At 71.3% G+C, this 17369-nt stretch carries 16 protein-coding genes; 7 read left to right on the top strand and 9 right to left on the bottom strand.

Annotated features, from left to right (window positions below):
* Nucleotides 1–55: 55 nt before the first annotated feature.
* Genes CLV71_RS19215 through CLV71_RS19205 form a run of 3 tightly spaced genes read right to left on the bottom strand, consistent with a single transcriptional unit; the run spans nt 56 to nt 2812 of the window.
* A complete protein-coding gene (locus CLV71_RS19215; RefSeq protein WP_133904161.1) occupies nt 56–739 on the bottom strand; it encodes a helix-turn-helix domain-containing protein in 684 nt (227 codons plus the stop codon).
* Between the two features lies 1 nt (nt 740).
* Nucleotides 741–1940 (bottom strand): fumarylacetoacetate hydrolase family protein, encoded by a 1200-nt coding sequence (locus CLV71_RS19210; RefSeq protein WP_133904160.1) that lies wholly within the window; start codon nt 1938–1940, stop codon nt 741–743.
* Nucleotides 1937–2812: a hypothetical protein gene (locus CLV71_RS19205; protein ID WP_279588744.1), complete on the bottom strand. Its 876-nt coding sequence runs from the start codon at nt 2810–2812 to the stop codon at nt 1937–1939. The genes CLV71_RS19210 and CLV71_RS19205 overlap by 4 nt, the downstream gene beginning before the upstream one ends.
* A gap of 67 nt (nt 2813–2879) precedes the next feature.
* Here CLV71_RS19205 and CLV71_RS19200 point away from each other — a divergent pair, with 67 nt between their 5' ends.
* Both CLV71_RS19200 and CLV71_RS19195 read left to right on the top strand, forming a co-directional pair.
* Complete coding sequence (locus tag CLV71_RS19200; RefSeq protein ID WP_133904159.1) at nt 2880–4058, top strand: homogentisate 1,2-dioxygenase; 1179 nt, start codon at nt 2880–2882, stop codon at nt 4056–4058.
* 116 nt (nt 4059–4174) lie between these two features.
* Nucleotides 4175–6448, top strand: coding sequence for a PQQ-dependent sugar dehydrogenase (locus tag CLV71_RS19195; RefSeq protein ID WP_243866572.1), 2274 nt, complete (start codon nt 4175–4177; stop codon nt 6446–6448).
* Here CLV71_RS19195 and CLV71_RS19190 read toward each other — a convergent pair.
* Complete coding sequence (locus CLV71_RS19190) at nt 6438–7052, bottom strand: LysE family translocator (protein ID WP_243866571.1); 615 nt, start codon at nt 7050–7052, stop codon at nt 6438–6440. The two genes, CLV71_RS19195 and CLV71_RS19190, sit on opposite strands and share 11 nt — an antisense overlap.
* Nucleotides 7053–7126: 74 nt before the next feature.
* On the opposite strand from CLV71_RS19190, the gene CLV71_RS19185 reads away from it, so the two are divergent.
* Nucleotides 7127–7903 (top strand): DUF2470 domain-containing protein, encoded by a 777-nt coding sequence (locus tag CLV71_RS19185; RefSeq protein ID WP_133904158.1) that lies wholly within the window; start codon nt 7127–7129, stop codon nt 7901–7903.
* 9 nt (nt 7904–7912) lie between these two features.
* Here CLV71_RS19185 and ligD read toward each other — a convergent pair whose 3' ends face one another.
* Nucleotides 7913–10312, bottom strand: coding sequence for a DNA ligase D (ligD, locus tag CLV71_RS19180; RefSeq protein ID WP_133904157.1), 2400 nt, complete (start codon nt 10310–10312; stop codon nt 7913–7915).
* Between the two features lie 18 nt (nt 10313–10330).
* On the bottom strand, nt 10331–11113 hold the full coding sequence (locus CLV71_RS19175) for a CPBP family intramembrane glutamic endopeptidase (RefSeq protein ID WP_133904156.1): 783 nt from the start codon (nt 11111–11113) through the stop codon (nt 10331–10333).
* A 35-nt stretch (nt 11114–11148) separates the two neighbouring features.
* Here CLV71_RS19175 and CLV71_RS19170 point away from each other — a divergent pair, with 35 nt between their 5' ends.
* On the top strand, nt 11149–11607 hold the full coding sequence (locus CLV71_RS19170; RefSeq protein WP_208297618.1) for a PPOX class F420-dependent oxidoreductase: 459 nt from the start codon (nt 11149–11151) through the stop codon (nt 11605–11607).
* Here the strand turns inward: CLV71_RS19170 and CLV71_RS19165 are convergent.
* On the bottom strand, nt 11604–12119 hold the full coding sequence (locus CLV71_RS19165) for a DM13 domain-containing protein (RefSeq protein ID WP_133904154.1): 516 nt from the start codon (nt 12117–12119) through the stop codon (nt 11604–11606). The two genes, CLV71_RS19170 and CLV71_RS19165, sit on opposite strands and share 4 nt — an antisense overlap.
* Nucleotides 12120–12179: 60 nt before the next feature.
* Between CLV71_RS19165 and CLV71_RS19160 the strand changes: the two genes are divergently transcribed.
* Together CLV71_RS19160 and CLV71_RS19155 are read left to right on the top strand one after the other, a co-directional pair.
* Nucleotides 12180–13403, top strand: coding sequence for an arginine deiminase (locus CLV71_RS19160; protein ID WP_133904153.1), 1224 nt, complete (start codon nt 12180–12182; stop codon nt 13401–13403).
* 52 nt (nt 13404–13455) lie between these two features.
* Nucleotides 13456–14112, top strand: coding sequence for a class I SAM-dependent methyltransferase (locus CLV71_RS19155; RefSeq protein ID WP_133904152.1), 657 nt, complete (start codon nt 13456–13458; stop codon nt 14110–14112).
* A gap of 29 nt (nt 14113–14141) precedes the next feature.
* Here the strand turns inward: CLV71_RS19155 and CLV71_RS19150 are convergent, their stop codons facing one another.
* On the bottom strand, nt 14142–15038 hold the full coding sequence (locus CLV71_RS19150; protein WP_133904348.1) for a serine hydrolase: 897 nt from the start codon (nt 15036–15038) through the stop codon (nt 14142–14144).
* 17 nt (nt 15039–15055) lie between these two features.
* Nucleotides 15056–15931 (bottom strand): LysR family transcriptional regulator, encoded by an 876-nt coding sequence (locus CLV71_RS19145; RefSeq protein WP_243866570.1) that lies wholly within the window; start codon nt 15929–15931, stop codon nt 15056–15058.
* A gap of 97 nt (nt 15932–16028) precedes the next feature.
* Here CLV71_RS19145 and bla point away from each other — a divergent pair, with 97 nt between their 5' ends.
* Nucleotides 16029–16910: a class A beta-lactamase gene (bla, locus tag CLV71_RS19140; RefSeq protein WP_133904150.1), complete on the top strand. Its 882-nt coding sequence runs from the start codon at nt 16029–16031 to the stop codon at nt 16908–16910.
* Nucleotides 16911–17369 lie beyond the last annotated feature (459 nt).

The raw sequence follows: 17369 nt of genomic DNA, 5'->3' as shown, positions 1-17369 counted from the left end.
ACCGGGAGGCTCCACAGACCGCGGCGACGTACCCGCCGATCACATCCACTGCTGTTCAGCGCAGGGCGGTGGCGACCGTGGCGGCGGCGGCGAGGACCTGGGGGCCCACGAACGGGTCGTCCAGTGCCTCGAAGCTCACCACGCCGACGCTCGCGCGCAGGCCGGGGACGCCGCGGACCGGTGCGGCGATGCCGGAGGCGCCGGACTGCAGCTCGCCCGTGGTGGAGAGCCAGCCGGGGTTCTCGTCGCGCAGGCCGATCGCCTTGCCTGCCGCGCCCCGGGACAGCGGGTGACGCGTCCCCACCCGATAGGCCACGTGGTAGGTCGTCCACGTCGGCTCGATGACCGCGATGGCCTGCGCCTCCTCACCGTCGGCCACCGTCAGGTGGGCGGTCGCGCCGACCGACTCCGCCAGTTCACGTAGCGCCGGCAGCGCGGCCAGGCGCAGCTGCGGGGTCACTCGGGCCGCCAGGCGCAGCAAACCGAGGCCCAGGCGAACCTTCGAGCCGTCCCTCCGCACCAGGCCGCGCTCCTGCAGCGGCACGAGCAGCCGGTACACCGCCGCCCGGGACGCGCCGATCGACGTGGCCAGGTCGCTGATCGTGGGGGCTTCCGACTCCGAGTCCGCCACCGCCTGCAGCAGCGCGAGGCCGCGCTCCAACGTCAGTGAGCTCTCCCTGCCCGCGCCTGCCGGGGGGCGGGGCGCCGACGGCTGGATGGGGCGGATCGGGCGGGCCATGTCAGAGGTCCACCGCGGGCAGGACCGTGCCCTCCACGGGTGCGATGCCGACCACGGAGCCGTCCTCGCCGGGGGCGGTCGCCGAGATGACCACCGTGTCCCCGTCCTCGAGGAACGTGCGCTCCGAGCCGTCGGACAGCCTGATCCTGTCGCGGCCGCCCCACGACAGCTCCATGAAGCAGCCGCGCTGGGTCTGCGTCGGGCCGGACACGGTGCCGGAGGCGAACAGGTCACCCGGGCGGACCGACGCGCCGTTCACCGTCATGTGCGCCAGCTGCTGCGCGCACGAGAACGACATCTCCGCGAACATCGGGCGCGCCACGACCGTGTCGTTCCACTCCACCGCCAGGCGCAGGTCGAGGCCCCACGGGGAGTCCTCCACCAGGTACGGCATCCGGGGGTGGCCGACGTCGGGCACCTTCACCCTGGCCACCGCCAACGCGTCCAGCGGGGTCACCCACGCCGAGACCGACGTCAGGAACGACTTGCCGAGGAACGGGCCGAGCGGGACGTACTCCCAGCCCTGGATGTCACGCGCCGACCAGTCGTTCACCAGCACCACGCCGAAGATGTGCTCCGGCGCCGACGACGTCGACACCCGGCGGGCGACCGGCCCGCCGCACACGAAGCCCACCTCCGCCTCGATGTCGAGCCTGCCGGACGGGCCGAAGTGCGGGCCGTCCTTGCCCCGGCGCTGGCCGTGCGGACGTTCGACATCGGTGCCCGAGACCACGACCGTGCCGGCGCGGCCGTGGTAGCCGACCGGCAGGTGCGTCCAGTTCGGCTGCAGCGGCTCGGTGCCCGGCCGCATGATCCGGCCCATGTTCTCCGCGTGGTGGCGCGACGAGAAGAAGTCCACGTAGTCGCCGACCGTGAACGGCAGCGACATCCGCACGTCCGTCAGCGGCACGAGCTGTGCGCCCGCCGGCGTGCCCGACCGCGTCACCAGCGAGATCAGCCGCGCCCGCAGCGCGCTCCACTCGACCCGCGAGGCCGCCAGCAGCCGGTCCAGCGACGGGCCCGCGACCAGCGGAGCCAGGTCGCCGAGGTCGTGCGCGACCGACGGCAGGACGAGCGCGTGTTCGCCGAGCCGCACCGCGACCCGGGGACCGTCGCCTGCGTCGACCACGCCGTAGGGCAGGGTCTGCGGGCCGAACGGCTGGTCACGGGCGAACGCGGGATCACGCACCCACGAGGTCACAGCAGCCCCAGTTCCTCGAGGTCCTTGACCGGGTCGGTCAGCGAGCAGGAGCCGTAGGAGGCGAACACGCCGCGGACGGACAGCGCCTCGTGCTCGGTCAGGTTCCTGGCCTCCTCGGCGAGCGCCTTGCCGTCGGTCGACGACAGCGCCGCGTGCACGTCCTCGACCGGCCCACCGGCCAGCAGCCGGGACGTGGCGAGCAGGAGGTTCAGGAACCCGTGGTGGGTGAAGCCCGTCTCGGCGTCCGTGTGCCGGACCGCGTTGTGCAGGCCCGCGGTCGCCTTGAACGAGGCGCCGCCGTCGTTGATCACGGCGAGGAAGCCCGCGATCTCCTCGACGCTCGGGAAGTTCTGCGCGGACACCCCGCCGCAGCGGATCTTGGGCCAGCTGCCGTGCTCGATCACCCGCTGGATGCCGTCGAGCCAGCCGGGTCCGCCACGCCTCGGCTCTATGACTCGGATCACATCTTCCGGCACGAACTCGGAGACGCGTTCGAGCCAGACCTCGTCGACATCCGTCGGCGCGGGCATCTCGACCATGCGCAGCGCGAGCAGCTCGGCACGCGACTCGACGATCGACAGCGCCTTCGGCACGCCGCCGAGACCGGTGTCGATCACGAGTGACAGCTCGACCGGTTTCCCCGGCTTGACCTTGATCAACTCGGTGATCAGCTCGGGCAGCCGGGAGGCCGGACACAGGAAAAGTCCCAGTACATCCGACACGTCGCTCGATCTCGCCGCCAGGTGCAGCTTGATCGCGTCTGGCACGGTCGCGTTGCACGGCGGGAACAACGCGGCGTCGTCGATGAGGCGGGCGAGCAGGGAGGGCACGTCCCGCTGATCTGACGCGGGCTGGGGTGCGGCGCTTGACACGGCTGACACGCTAGTAGCGTATCAGCAACTGAACAAAGATGTCCGACTATCGAACACGGGACAGGACATGCCTTACTACCGCCGCGTCGGGGCGATCCCCCGTAAAAGGCACACGCAGTTCCGCTCTCCGGAGGGTTCGCTCTACGCCGAGGAGCTCATGGGCGTCGAGGGTTTCTCGTCCGACTCCGCCCTGCTCTACCACCGGTTCCTCCCGACGGCGATCGTCGACGCGGAGGTCGTCGAGGACCACCGGGGGCCGCTGACGCCCAACCACCCGCTGATGCCCCGCCACTTCCGCACCCAGGATCTCAAGTCAGAGGAGCGGACCGAGGTCGACGCCGTCACCGGCAGGCGCACGCTCTTCGGCAACAGCGACCTGACCATCGCGTTCGCCATCGCCACGGCACCGAGCCCGCTGTACCGCAACGCCGTCGGCGACGAGCTGATCTACGTGCAGACCGGCGCCGCGACCATCGAGACGATCTACGGCGTGCTCGAGGTGACCGACGGCGACTACGTCGTGCTGCCGACCTCCACGACCTACCGCGTGCTGCCCCACGGCGAGACCAGGCTGTACGTCATCGAGGCGACGGGCCATGTCGGACCGCCGAAGCGGTACCTGTCGACCAAGGGCCAGTTCCTGGAGCACTCCCCCTACTGCGAGCGTGACCAGCGCGGGCCCGACGAGCCGCTGTTCGTCGAGGGGACGGACGTGCCCGTGCTCGTCCGGCACCGGGCGGGGCTGACGAGGTTCACCTACGCCAATCACCCGTTCGATGTCGTCGGCTGGGACGGGTGCCTCTACCCGTGGGCGTTCAACATCCGCGACTTCGAGCCGATCACCGGGCGGGTGCACCAGCCGCCGCCCGTGCACCAGACGTTCGAGGGGCCGAACTTCGTGGTCTGCTCGTTCTGCCCCCGCAAGGTCGACTATCACCCGCTGGCGTTGCCCGTGCCGTACAACCACGCGAACGTGGACTCGGACGAGTTGATGTTCTACGTCGGTGGTGACTACGAGGCACGGAAGGGGTCGGGCATCGGGCTCGGCTCCCTGTCGCTGCACCCGTCCGGTTTCACGCACGGCCCGCAGCCGGGTGCGGCGGAGGCGGCCATCGGGGTGGACTACTTCGACGAGACCGCGGTCATGATCGACACGTTCCGGCCGCTCGAGCTTGGCGAGGCGGCAGGCGGGTGCGAGGACCCCGCCTACGCGTGGTCTTGGTCCGGCCGAGGCCCCGACAGGTAGCCCTGTGATGTCACTCACGCGACAGGGTCGCGTGCGGTGTCACACAACTGGGTGAAACGGAAACGCCGGACAAGCCGACTCCCCTGACAGTCAATCACCTGCTCTGGGGAGTCCTCGTGCGAACGCGCCCGTCCCTGCTCATCGCCGTGGCCCTCGCGGCGGGCGCGCTGACGGTGCCTGCGGCCACCGTCGCGAGCGCCACCGTGCCGACCGGCTTCACCGACACGGCCGTGATCAGTGGCCTGACCTCGCCGACCAACGCGGTGTTCGCGCCGGACGGGCGGGTGTTCGTCAGTGAGAAGAGCGGGCTGGTGAAGACGTTCGACTCGATCGCGGACACCACCGCGACGGTCACCGCCGACCTCCGCACCCAGACCCAGGACTACTGGGACCGCGGCCTGCTCGGCATGACGCTCGACCCCCAGTACCCGACCCGGCCGTACCTGTACGTCCTGTACACGTACGACGCCGTACCGGGTGGCACCGCGCCCCGATGGGGTGACACCTGTCCCACTCCGCCCGGTGCGACCGACAACGGCTGCGTGGTGACCGGCCGGCTGTCACGGCTGACCGTCGACGCGAACGGCGTGGCCACCGGCGGCGAGCAGGTGCTGCTCACCGACTGGTGCCAGCAGTACCCGTCGCACTCCGTCGGCACGGTGACGTTCGGTCCGGACGGCGCGCTCTACGTCGGCGGCGGTGACGGCGCGAGCTTCAACTTCGCCGACTGGGGCCAGCGCGGCAACCCGTGTGCCGACCCGCCCGGCGCGGCCGGGACGAACCTGTCGCCGCCGACCGCCCGCGGCGGCGCCCTGCGGTCGCAGTCGGTGCGGCGCCCGACCGGCGAGCCGGTGTCGCTGAACGGCGCGATCGCGCGGATCAACCCCGACACGGGCGCTCCGATGCCGGGCAGTCCCTTCGCCGGCAACCCGAACACGAACGCCAAGCGGATCGTCGCGTACGGCTTCCGCAACGAGTTCCGGTTCGCGTTCCGGCCGGGCACAGGCGAGCTGTGGGCAGGTGACGTCGGCTGGGACACGTGGGAGGAGATCAACCGGATCCCCGACGCGACCGACGCCGTCGCGGAGAACTTCGGCTGGCCCTGCTACGAGGGGGCAGCGCGGCAGCCCGGCTACGACGGCGCGAACCTCGACGTGTGCGAGTCGCTCTACGGCACCGGCCAGACCGCGCCGTACTACACCTACAACCACGGCGCGTCGGTCGCGTCCGGCGACGGCTGCCCGACCGGCGGCTCGTCGGTCAGCGGCATCGCGTTCGAGACGACCAGTGACTACCCGGCCTCCTACGACGGCGCCCTCTTCTTCTCCGACAGCTCCCGCGGCTGCATCTGGGCCATGCGCAGGGGTGCGAACGGCCAGCCCGACCCCACGAACATCACGCCGTTCGTGACGGGCGTGAACGTCCCGGTGCAGGTGCTGACGGGGCCGGGTGGCGACCTGTTCTACGTCGCACTCGGCGCGGGCCAGCTGCGGCGGGTGAGCTACACGGGTGCGAGCAACCAGCCGCCGACCGCGTCCGCCACGGCCACGCCGCAGTCCGGCCCCGCCCCACTGACCGTGCGGTTCAGCGGCGCGGGCTCGACGGACCCCGAAGGCGGGGCGCTCACCTACGCGTGGGACCTCGACGGTGACGGCGCGTTCGACGACTCCACGGTCGTGAACCCGACGTACACGTACGTGTCCCAGGCGTCGGTGCCGGTGCGGCTGCGAGTGACCGATCCCGCCGGGTTGTCCGCGACGACCACGGTGACCGTGACCATCGGCAACCCGCCGAGCAACTCGCCGGTGGTGACCATCGACGACCCCGCGGTCACCACGGAGTGGAGCGTCGGCCAGACCATCCCGTTCTCGGGGCGGGCGGCCGACGCGCAGGACGGGACGCTGCCTGCCTCGGCGTACCGGTGGCAGCTGACGCTGCAGCACTGCACGTCGTCGACGAACTGCCACGCGCACAACGTGCAGAGCTGGACCGGCGTCACCTCGGGCAGCTTCGTGGCCCCCGACCACGAGTACCCGTCGTTCCTCGACCTGTCGCTGACCGCGACCGACTCGACGGGCAACGCGACCACGAGCATCGTGCGGCTCAACCCGCGCACGGTGACGCTGACGTTCCAGTCGAGCCCGAGCCGCGCCCGGCTGGTGGTCGGTGGCGTCGAGCAGGCCACGCCGTTCACGCGGACGGTCATCGTGGGCTCGAACAACTCGATCAGCGCCCCGAGCCCGCAGAACCTCACGCTGGGCCTGCGGTTCCGGTTCACGAACTGGTCGGACGGCGGCGCACAGAGCCACAACATCACCGCGCCGGCGACCGCGGCGACCTACCGGGCGAACTTCCAGCTGAGCCTGGGGATCACCAGGCCTAGTCGCTGAGCGCGATCCGCACCCCGATCGCGACGAGGACCGTCCCCATGACGGCGTCCAGTGCCCTGCGGACCGTCACGGCGACGAGGAACCGGCGCAGCGCGGTCGCGACGTTGGCCACCACGAGGAACCAGACCAGCGCCGCCCCGGCCGCGGCGCCGGTCATGACCGCGACGTCGAGGAGGGTGGCGTGCGCGGGCAGGAACTGCGGCCACAGCGCGAGGAAGAAGACGGCGACCTTGGGGTTGAGCAGGTTCGTGAGCGCACCGGCGGCGAACGCGCCCCGGCGCGACGTCGCCGTGCCGGTGTCGAGCGCCCGGTGATCGCCGCGCCTGGCCGAGACGAGTGCCTGGACCCCCAGGAAGACCAGGTAGGCGGCACCGAGCAGCTTGACGACCGTGAACGCGACGGCCGAGGCCGCGAGCAGCCCGGCGACGCCGACCGAGGTGACCACCGCCCAGCCGAGCAGGCCGGTCGCGATACCTGCCGCGGCGGCCATGCCCGCACCCCGGCCGCCGGTCAGCACGGAGCGGAGGACGACCACGAAGTCGGGTCCCGGGGACATCGCACCCAGGAGGAAGACGCCTGCGACAGTGAGGGCCTGCACGTGCATGCGATCACGTTACTGGTGCACCCCGTGTCGCCCCCGCGAAAGTTAGGTTACCCTAATCCCCGGAGGTGCCCCCGTTGACCGAACGACCCCCGACGCCCAGCCCTGGCGAACGCGCCAGGAGCGTTGCCGCACGTGGCCCGGCCACGCTGCTGCCGCCCGTGCCGACCCTGCCGCCGACGGGCACGCCTGCCGACCGCGTGTCGCCGCTGCTGCACCACGTGCACGACGACGGCGTGGTGTCGGTGTTACTCCCCGACGACCACGAGCTGCCGGCCACGCTGCGTGACGGCGTGCTGACGTCGATGGTCGAGGTGGTCGACGTGGCGCCGGTGCCGCTGCGGGAGTCGGTCCGTGGGCTGCTGTGGATCACCGGCCAGCTCTCGGCGCTTCCCCTGCCGGTCGCGCGGTCGGTGGCCCTGGAGATCGCGACCGTGCACCCCGACCCGCGCCTTCTCGACCTCGGGCACGGCGCGTCGCTGCTCCAGCTGACCCCGGTGTCGATGGTGATCGCCGACGCCGACGGGACCCACCCGGTGACGCCCGAGGAGTTCGCCGCCGCCACGCCGGACCCGTTCTGCCGCGAGGAGGCCGGCTGGCTGCGCCACCTCGAGCTGTCGCACACGGAGGTCGTGCACACACTGCGCAGGCACCTGCCCGCCCGGCTGCAGGGTGGGCACGTCCGGCCACTCGGCCTCGACCGCTACGGCCTGCGCCTGCGGGTGGAGAGCATCGACGGCGACCACGACGTGCGGCTGGCGTTCTCCCGGCCGATCGCGACGCTGCGCGAGCTGTCGGAGGAGCTGCGCAGGATGGTCGGCTGCCCGTTCCTGGCGCTCCAGCACGGAGTCTAGGAGCGAGGGCTACAGCTCCGGTAGGAGTGGGCGTTTCTTCACCAGCAACGGTCTCAGCAGGTCCGCGTGCGTGTCCAGGCGGGCCAGCACGTCGTCTGCCGTGAAGGTCATGTCGTTGGGGTGGCGGCACGCGGCCACCTCGTCCCACGTGACCGGGGCCGACGCCGTCGGGGCCGGGCGGCCACGCAGGGAGTACGGCGCCACTGTCGTCTTGTACTGGTTGTTCTGGCTCCAGTCGATGAAGATCTTGCCTGGGCGCAGGTCCTTCGCCATACGTGCCACGATCAGCTTCGGGTTCTCCTGCGCCAGGTGCTCCGCCACCGCCTTCGCGTAGGCCGAGGTTCGTTCCACCGCCGTCGTCCTGATCGGCGCGTACAGCTGCATTCCCTTGCTGCCACTGGTTTTGGCCACCGCCTTCAGACCGTGTGACGCCAGCACCTCGCGCAGCTTCAGCGCCACCTCGCAGCACTCCACCACCGTCGCCGGGGCGCCCGGGTCCAGGTCGAACACCAGCAGGTCCGGGGTCAGGCGCTCACCCCCGCGATCCACCTTCCACTGCGGGATGTGCAGTTCCAGCGCCGCCATGTGTGCCGCCCACACCAGGCTCGGCAGGTCGTTCAGCAGCACGAAGTCCAGGGTCTCGTTGCCCCGCGTGCTTCCCGGCGTCTCTATGCGGACCGTGTGGATCCACTCCGGCGCGTTCCTCGACGCGTTCTTCTCGTAGAACGGTTGCCCTGTCACGCCGTCGGGGAACCTTCTCAGCGTCACCGGGCGGTCTTTCAGGTGTGGCAACAAGAACGGCGCCACCCGGCTGTAGTAGTCGATCACCTGTGCCTTGGTGAAGCCCGTCTCCGGGTACAGGACCTTGTCCAGGTTGGTCAGCCTGATGCGTCGGCCTTCCACCTCCACCAGGACGTTCGTCGGCAGCGGCTCGTCCGGTTCCTCCTCGACGACGACCGGCTCCGCCGCCGGGGCCGCCTCGCGGTCCAGGTCGGCGGCGTCCTTGTCGGAACGCAGGCCTCGCCAGGACGGGGCCCTCAGGCGTCCGTCCGGGGTCCAGTTGCGGAACTCGACCTCGCCGACCAGTTCCGGGTTCACCCAGGTCGCGCCCTTCGCGCGTTCTCGCGGTACCTCGTTCGCGAACGGGTTCTCCTTCTGTACCAACGGTTTCAGGCGCCTGTGCAGTGCCGCCAGCGCCTCGTCGGTGAAGCCGGTGCCCACCTGGCCCACATAACGCACGCCCGCGTCCGTCGGGACGCCCATCATCAGTGAGCCGATGCTGCCCGTGCGTCTTCCCTCGCCCGGACGCCAGCCGCCGATCAGGACTTCGATGGTCAGGACTTCGGTGATCTTCACCCAGTCGGCGGTCCTGCGGCCGGGGTAGTAGCGCGAGTCGCGGCGTTTGGCGATCACGCCTTCCAGCTGCTGCTCGCCCGCGGTCTCGACCACCGCGGCGCCGTCGCCCTCGAAGCTCGGGGACACCCGCCAGTGGGGGCCGTTCAGCTCGAGGCCCTCCAGCAGCGCCCTGCGTTCGGTGTACGGGAGGTCCACGCACGAGCGGCCGTCGAGGTGCAGCACGTCGAAGACCAGGTACGTCACCGGGACCGAGTTCGCGAGGCTCCGCGCCTGGCGGTCGTTGTGGACGTGCATCCGTTGTTGCAGCGCGGGAAAGCTCGGGCGGCCGTCGCTGAGCGCCACGATCTCGCCGTCGAGCCACACCTGCGTCGAACCGAGGTCCTCGCCGAGTAATCGCAGCTCGGGGTAGGTGACCGTGATGTCGTTGCCCTTGCGGGAGTGCAGGCGCAGCCTGCCGCCCTCGATCCGCGCCAGCGCGCGGACGCCGTCCCACTTGAACTCGTAGGACCAGTCGCCGTCGTCCTCCGGGAGCGTCCCCGGGCTCGCCAGCATCGGCTCGACCAGCTCCGGTAGCGGCGAGAAGTCCTGCTTCACCGGCGGCTCCGAGCGGCGGACCATCCAGTCCTTCTCCCGCCTGCCGCTGCGGAAGAACGTGTACTTGCCCCGCGCCCTCGACCCGTTGAACACGACCGCCACCTCGCGGTCGGACCACTTCACGGTCTCGTACCGGCCCCGGTCCCAGATGAACATGCGGCCGCCGCCGTACTCACCCTTCGGGATCTCGCCCGAGAAATCGAGGTACTCCATCGGGTGGTCCTCGGTGTGGACGGCCAACCGGATGTCACCGGGCACGTCCGGGAGGCCGCGCGGCACGGCCCACGACACCAGCACGCCGTCACGCTCCAGGCGCACGTCCCAGTGCAGCGCCGTCGCGTGGTGCTCCTGGATCACGAAGGTGTCGTTGTTGCCCGTCGGCAGCGGGCCCTCGGCGGGCACGGGTTCGGGGGTCCGCTCGGGATCCCGCTTCCTGCGGTACTCGTCGAGGCCTGCCATGACCTCATCAAACCCGTATCAGGGCAGCCAGGCCACATGACCTCGCAGAATCGCGTAGCCGACGAACGCGACGAAGTCGATCAGGAAGTGTGCGAGGACCAGCGGCCACAGGCGGTTGGTGCGCTGCCAGAACCGGCCGAACACCAGCCCCATGACCACGTTGCCGAGGAACCCCCCGAAGCCCTGGTAGAGGTGGTAGGACCCACGCAGCACCGCGGAGATCAGCAGGGACTTGTTCTCCGCCATGCCGAGCTGGCGCAGCCTGGTGATCAGGTAGCCGACGACCAGGACCTCCTCGGCCCACGCGTTGGCGAACGCCGAGATCGTCAGCGTCAGGTAGGACCACCAGTGGTCCAGCGTCGTCGGCACGACGGTCAGGTTCGCGCCGACCGCCCTCGCGACCAGGTAGAACGCCAGGCCCGGCACGCCGATCAGCGCCGCGAGGCCCGCGGCACGCCCGAGGTCACCGCCGATGCGCCTGACGTCGAGGCCGATGTGGCGCAACCGCATCCCCGCCCGCCACAGCAGGTAGAGACCGAGCGCGCCGAAGGCGAGCAGCCGTGTCGCGTTGAGCAGCTGGCCGAGGAAGTCGAGGATCTGGTTGGTCGCCTCGGAGACGTTCAGCGCGACCTTCTGGTCGGCGAGCGCCTTCTCCTTCAGCAGCGAGTCGAGCAGCGACAGGAGGCTGTAGGCGCCGGAGAGCCCGAGCGTGATCGTGAAGACGATCACGACCTCGACGATCACCAGGCGGCGGTTCTCGACCGGGGGCACGTCCGGGCGCGGCGGGTTCAGCCAGAGCACGGCCGAACCGTACCCGCCGACGTAGGGTGATGTCCGTGCCCAAGATCGCAACGGCCGACCAGGTCGACCGCGCAGCGCTGAACGACTTCGTCCGCGACCGTCACCACGCCGTGCTGGTGACCCGGCGTGCCGACGGCAGCCCGCAGATCTCCCCCGTCACGTGCGGGTTGGACACGGACGGGCGAATCGTGATCTCGACGTACCCACAGCGCGCGAAGGCCCGCAACGCCCGCCGGGACCCGCGGGTCTCGGTGCTGGTGCTGTCCGACGAGTTCAACGACGCGTACGTCCAGGTCGACGGCACCGCGGAGGTGCTCGACCTGCCGGAGGCCGTCGAGCCGCTGGTCGAGTACTTCCGGGTGATCTCCGGCGAGCACCCGGACTGGGACGAGTACCGCGAGGCGATGCGCAGGCAGGGCAAGTGCCTGATCCGCGTCACCGTCGAACGCTGGGGTCCGGTCGCCACGGGCGGCTTCCCGCCCGAGCAGGCCTAGAGAGCGAGCGGCGCGGAGCCGAACGCGACGTTGAAGCGGTCGCACCAGATCACCACGCTGCGCAGGCCGGCGAGTTCGGCGTCGGCCGGGATCGCGTAGTTGTGGTTGCCGTCCGTGGCCTTGATCTCGCCGAGCGGGACATAGCGGCCGTCGTCGTAGGCGTTCCAGTCGCCGCCCGCGGTCGCGTCGGAGAGCCAGACGTGCACGTCCGGGCCGTCGGAGGTCGAGAACGCCTCCAGTCGCAGGACCCGTGACCCGTTGGGCAGCTCCAGGACGCGGGCGGTGCCGGAGGTGTCGTGCTCCTGGCTCACGAACGCGCCCTCGGCGAGCACGGCCGGCACCGGCGGCGTGGTGGTGGTCTCGCTCGGTTCGGTCGTCGCGGGTGCCGCCACCGGCACCGGCTCGTCCAGACGGCTGCTGGTGAACGCGCGCCAGGGCTCGAACAGGAGGAGCCCGGCAACCAGCGCGGCGAGTCCGAAGGGCAGTCCAACCCGGAGCAGCAGTCGTCGCATGGGTCAATCCTCGGGCAGGCGGAGGCGACAACCTACTTACCGGGTTATTACGCTCGCCGGGTGACCGCACCTGATCTGGAAGTTCACGAACAGCCCCGGGTCGAGAGCGAGGTCGGGCCGTTGCGTTCGGTGCTGCTGCACCGTCCCGGCGACGAGCTGCGACGGCTCACCCCGCGCAACAACGACCAGCTGCTGTTCGACTCGATCCCCTGGGTCGACCGGGCGCAGGCGGAGCACGACGCGTTCGCCGCGACGCTCCAGTCACGCGGGGTCGAGGTGTTGCTGCTCGCGGACGTGCTGGTCGCGGCCCTGACCGACGAGCGGGCGCACATGGCCGCCGCCGACACCGCCGTCGACCGGCGGCGGGTCGGGCACGAGCTGGCCGACGCGTTGAGCTCGCACCTCGCCACGCTCGCCCCGGCCGCCCTCGCGGACGTGCTCATGACCGGCATGACCTTCGAGGAGCTGCCCGCCGCCGAGGGTGCGTCACTCGTGCGCAAGATGCACCACCCCCACGACTTCGTGGTCGACCCGCTGCCGAACCTGCTGTTCACCAGGGACTCCTCGGTGTGGATCGGCGACAGGGTGGCGATCGCGTCGCTCGCCATGCCGGCACGCAACCGGGAGACGGCGCTGCTGGACCTGATCTACGCGTACCACCCGCGCTTCCGCTCGGCGGGCCGCGCGTACGGCGCGCACTCGGCGCCGGTCGAGGGTGGCGACGTGTTGCTGCTCGCGCCCGGCGTGCTGGCGATCGGGGTCGGGGAACGGACGACGCCTGCCGGTGCGGAGTCGCTGGCGCGGTCGGCGTTCAAGGACGGGCTCGCGCACACGGTCCTGGCGGTGCCGATCGTGCAGGACCGGGCGACGATGCACCTCGACACGGTCTGCACGATGGTCGACCGGGACGCCGTCGTGATGTACCCGGCGGTGCGGGACACGCTGATCGCCTATCCCCTGCAGCCGGACGACGACAAGGGCGTGCGGGTGGCGGGCCCGGTCCCGTTCCTGGAGGCGGCCGCGACGGCCATGGGCATCGACCGGCTGCGGGTGATCGACACCGGCCTCGACGCCGTGACCGCGGAACGCGAGCAGTGGGACGACGGCAACAACACGCTCGCCGTGGCACCCGGTGTCGTGGTCGCCTACGAGCGGAACGTCGAGACCAACGAGCGGCTGGAGGAGGCGGGCATCGAGGTCCTGCGCATCAGTGGTTCGGAGCTGGGCAGCGGTCGCGGCGGGCCGCGCTGCATGTCGTGCCCGATCACCCGCGCCCGGCTTTAGCCCTCGGCGGAAGTCGTGGCGTTCACGGGTGTGCCGCGGGTGCAATCGGGGCATGGCGACTGCGGCGTACGACGAGATCGCGGACTGGTACGACGAGGAGTTCCTCGCCTCGCAGCTCGACGACCCGATCGGGGTCGAGCGGGTGCTGCGCGAGCTGCTGGGGACAGGTGACGAGTCGTGCCTCGAGATCGGGTGCGGCACCGGCGCGAAGGCGGGCGTCGTACGTGGGCTCGGGTGGCGGCCTGTCGGGGTCGACCTCTCCCGCGGCATGTTGGGACGCGCGCGGGGACGGCTGCCCGTCGCGCTGGGTGACGCCGGGCGGTTGCCGGTGCGCGGCGGGAGCGTGGCGGCCGTCGTCGCGGTGATGGCGCACACCGACATGCCCGACTATCCGGCCGTGTTGCGGGAGGTCGGCAGGGTGCTCCGGCCCGGCGGGGTGTTCGTGCACGTGGGGGTGCACCCGTGTTTCTGCGGCGGGTTCGCCGACCGGAGCGACGCCGACGCGGTGGTGGTGCGACCCGGTTACCTCGACTCGCACTGGACCATGGACTCCTGGACCGACCAGGGCATCCGCGACAAGGTCGGCGCCTCGCACTGGGCGCTGCCGTCGCTGCTGCACGGGTTCCTCGACGCCGGCCTGACGTTGGAGCGGTTCGCCGAGGGCGGCGCGCCGACGCCGACAGTGCTCGGCGTCAGGGCCCGGGCCTGACGCCGAGCGCTACCGACGCCCGACGGCGCTCAGTGCCGAGGCCCGGGTCTGCCCCGTTCACGCAGCTCGTCACGGAGCGTGCGTGCCACCTGCGCCATCTGGGCCTCCGCACCCGGCTGGGTGACGGCCGGGACGCGTGACTGGGTCAGGGCGGCCACCGCGAACGCCTGGCCGTCGGCGTGCTCGACGACACCCACCTCGTGGCGGAGGTTGAGGAGCGTGCCCGTCTTGGACGACCAGCGGGACGCGTCGGCGGCGAAGTCGGGCGTGAGCCGTTGGCGCAGCAGGTTGTCGGCCATCAGCTCGCGAACGCGGGCCGCCGCGTCCGGGTGGATCTTGGACGGGCGCCACAGTGCCTGCAGGAGGTCGGTGAACGCCCTGGCCGAGCCGGTGTTGGCGCGGCTGACGTCGAGCTGGGCGATCGGGTGGCCGTCGCCGTCCGTCGCCGCGTTGATGGCGAGGGAGTGGGCGAGGTGGGCGTCGGCCGGGGCGAGGCGTTCGGCCGGGGTCTGGGCGAGGTCGCCGGTGAGGTGGCGGATCGCGATGCCGTCGTGGCCGAGTCGGCGCAGCTCGGCGGCGACCGCGGCGGGTGGGGTCATCGCGAAGAGCGCGTCGGCGGCGGTGCTGTCGCTGATCGCGGTGCTCAGGTAGAGGAGGTCGTCGACGGCGACCGTGGCGGGGTGGCGGAACCTGCTCAGCCCGGTCGGGCCTCGCGCGGTGCCGCGGCCGGGGGTGACGTCGATCCTGGCCGCGGCGTCCAGTTCTCCTCTGGCGACACGTTCGAGGGTCGCGATGGCGAGCGGCAGCTTGACCAGCGAGGCGATGGGGAACTCGGCGTCCGGGTCGATGCCCAGCTCGTCGCCGGTGTCGAGGTCGCGGACGAGGAACGAGCCGCGCAGGCCGCCCTCGTCGAGCAGGTCCCGCATGTCGCGCAGGATTCTGGTCACTCGTCCTCCCCGAGGGTGTGTGCGATCGCGGCGGGAGGCAGGGCGCGGATCCGTTCGGCGTCGTCGCGGGTGCCTGCCACGACCGTGTAGCCGCGGACCAGCCGCAGCTCGCCGACGGGCCGCCAGTGGAGGTCCAGCTCGTCGGCCTGGCGGCGGGAGCAGAGCAGGAGATCGGTGGAGCCGAGCACCTCGGCGGCGGCGTCGACCAGGGAGGTCGCAACCACGATCTGTGCCGGCCGCAGGCCGACGGCATCACCCAGCCGAGTGATCTGGTCACGGAGGTGGGGGACGTCGTCCTCGGGCTGGAGCCAGACGCGGCGCCGTCGGGCGGTCCGTTGGGCGCGGCTCGCGCGGAGAGTTTCGAGGTAGACGGTGCCCGAGCGGGGTTCGGTCCGCTGGGCGAGGCCGAGCGGGACCCGCCAGGTCCCCTCCCCGTCCGGCACGGCGACGAGGGCAGCGCGGACTTCGAGGGTGCGGACGAGTTCGGCACGTTCGGCGGGGCCTGCGGGGTGCAGGTCGAGGGTCAGGCTGTGGCGGCGGCCTTCGGCGACCAGGTGGGCGAGCGGGCGCTGGGCGCAGATGGCGGGGACGGCCATCCGGAAGGGGCGGAGCTTCGCGCGCTCGGCGTCGTGCTCCATGGTCTCGGCCAGCTCGACGAGGCGACGGGCGGAGGGGAGCATGTCGCGCCCGAACGGGGTCAACGTGACGCTGCGTGAGGACCGGTCGAAGAGGCGTGCGCCGAAGTGTTGCTCGAGGGCGGCGACACGACGGCTGGCGACGGACTGCGGGATTCGTGCGGCGGCGGCACCGACGGTGAAGCTGCCGTGCCCGCTGACGGCCACGAAGGCCCGACAGGCCGCGACAACGTCCACGGGGTGGAGTCTATGCCAAGTCGACATAGATATAAGTCTTTGTGGCTTGGACAGCATCGAAGCCCGGTTGGGAGGCTCACCCAGTCGATCGAAGGGGATGTGCACGATGGTTTTCCGGCGGGTGGCGGTCGCGTTGGTGCTGGTGCTGGTCGGCGCGTGTCAGGCGCCGCCAGGGCGACCGCCGTCTCCCCCGCGGCCGACAAGGGCGTCCGTCGACTTCGGCGACCTCGAGGCGACGTTCGGCGCGCGGCTGGGGGTGTACGCGGTGGACACGGGGTCCGGGCGGGTGGTGGAGCACCGGGCGGACGAGCGGTTCGCGTTCTGCTCGACGTTCAAGGCGTTGGCGTCGGGTGCGTTGCTGGCGCGGATCCCGGCGGCGGACCTGGAGCGGCGGGTGGTGTACACGAGTGCGGAGCTGGTCGCGAACTCGCCGGTGAGCGAGAAGCATGTCGGGGACGGGATGACGTTGCGGGAGCTGATGGACGCGGCGATCCGGTTCAGTGACAACACGGCGGCGAACCTGATTTTCGGGGAGTTGGGCGGGCCTGGGGGGCTTGAGCGGGAGCTGAGGGCGCTCGGTGACGAGGTCACGGAGATGGACCGGGTGGAGACGGAGCTGAGCGATGCGGTGCCCGGGGATGGTCGGGACACGAGCACGCCGAGGGCGCTGGTTGGTGATCTGCGGGCGTACGTACTGGGTGATGCCCTGGACGCCGATGACCGGGGGTTGCTGACGGAATTCCTGCGGAACAACGAGACGGGGGATGCGCTGATCAGGGCGGGGGTGCCGGCGGGGTGGGTGGTCGGCGACAAGACGGGGACCGGGGGCTATGGCACGCGGAACGACATCGCGGTGCTCTGGCCACCGAACCGATCGCCGATCGTGGTCGCGATCCTGTCCACTCGCGGCGTGAAGGACGCCGTGACGGACGACCGACTGATCGTGGCGGCGACCCGGAAGGTGGTCGAGGCACTCTGACGGGGTCCGCGCGGCACCCGATCGCGGGGCGGTGCGCGGTCGGGGTCGGGGCACCGGGGAAGTCCAAGGCGTGCCCGCCCAGGTGACCACGGATCACGCGGCGGCACCCGGTCATGAGGCGGCACCCAGGCACGGGCGACATCCGGCGACGCCATGCCAGGTGATGGCATTCAGTAACGTGACGGCACCCGACAAGGGGCGGTACTCGGTCACGCGACGGCGCCCAGTCACAGGGCGACATTGTCGCGTGGCGACACGCCAGTCGTGTGGTGGCATCCGCTCCCGTGGCGTGCCCCACCGCATGGCGGTGCCCAGTCGTGTAGTGCCGCCCCCGGCCTTCTACACGGCGGCGAGGTCCTCCCCCACAAGGTCCAGGTGTCGCCGACGTCGGCCTCAGTCGCGGCGGTCTGCGTCGCGCAGTGCCCGGTCGCGGCGGTCCCCATCACGCGAGGCCGCCGC

Source organism: Actinophytocola oryzae, assembly GCF_004364325.1.
Classification (GTDB): Bacteria; Actinomycetota; Actinomycetes; order Mycobacteriales; family Pseudonocardiaceae; genus Actinophytocola; species Actinophytocola oryzae.
The sequence above is the reverse complement of the archived record's forward strand: the minus strand, read 5'-3'. Positions and strand labels throughout refer to the sequence as shown.

Coding starts and splice junctions, on each gene's coding strand:
- CLV71_RS19215 (WP_133904161.1), bottom strand. CDS start 739: ATGGCCCGCCCGATCCGCCCCATCCAGCCGTCGGCGCCCCGCCCCCCG.
- CLV71_RS19200 (WP_133904159.1), top strand. CDS start 2,880: ATGCCTTACTACCGCCGCGTCGGGGCGATCCCCCGTAAAAGGCACACG.
- CLV71_RS19190 (WP_243866571.1), bottom strand. CDS start 7,052: ATGCACGTGCAGGCCCTCACTGTCGCAGGCGTCTTCCTCCTGGGTGCG.
- ligD (WP_133904157.1), bottom strand. CDS start 10,312: ATGGCAGGCCTCGACGAGTACCGCAGGAAGCGGGATCCCGAGCGGACC.
- CLV71_RS19165 (WP_133904154.1), bottom strand. CDS start 12,119: ATGCGACGACTGCTGCTCCGGGTTGGACTGCCCTTCGGACTCGCCGCG.
- CLV71_RS19155 (WP_133904152.1), top strand. CDS start 13,456: ATGGCGACTGCGGCGTACGACGAGATCGCGGACTGGTACGACGAGGAG.
- CLV71_RS19150 (WP_133904348.1), bottom strand. CDS start 15,038: ATGCGGGACCTGCTCGACGAGGGCGGCCTGCGCGGCTCGTTCCTCGTC.
- bla (WP_133904150.1), top strand. CDS start 16,029: ATGTGCACGATGGTTTTCCGGCGGGTGGCGGTCGCGTTGGTGCTGGTG.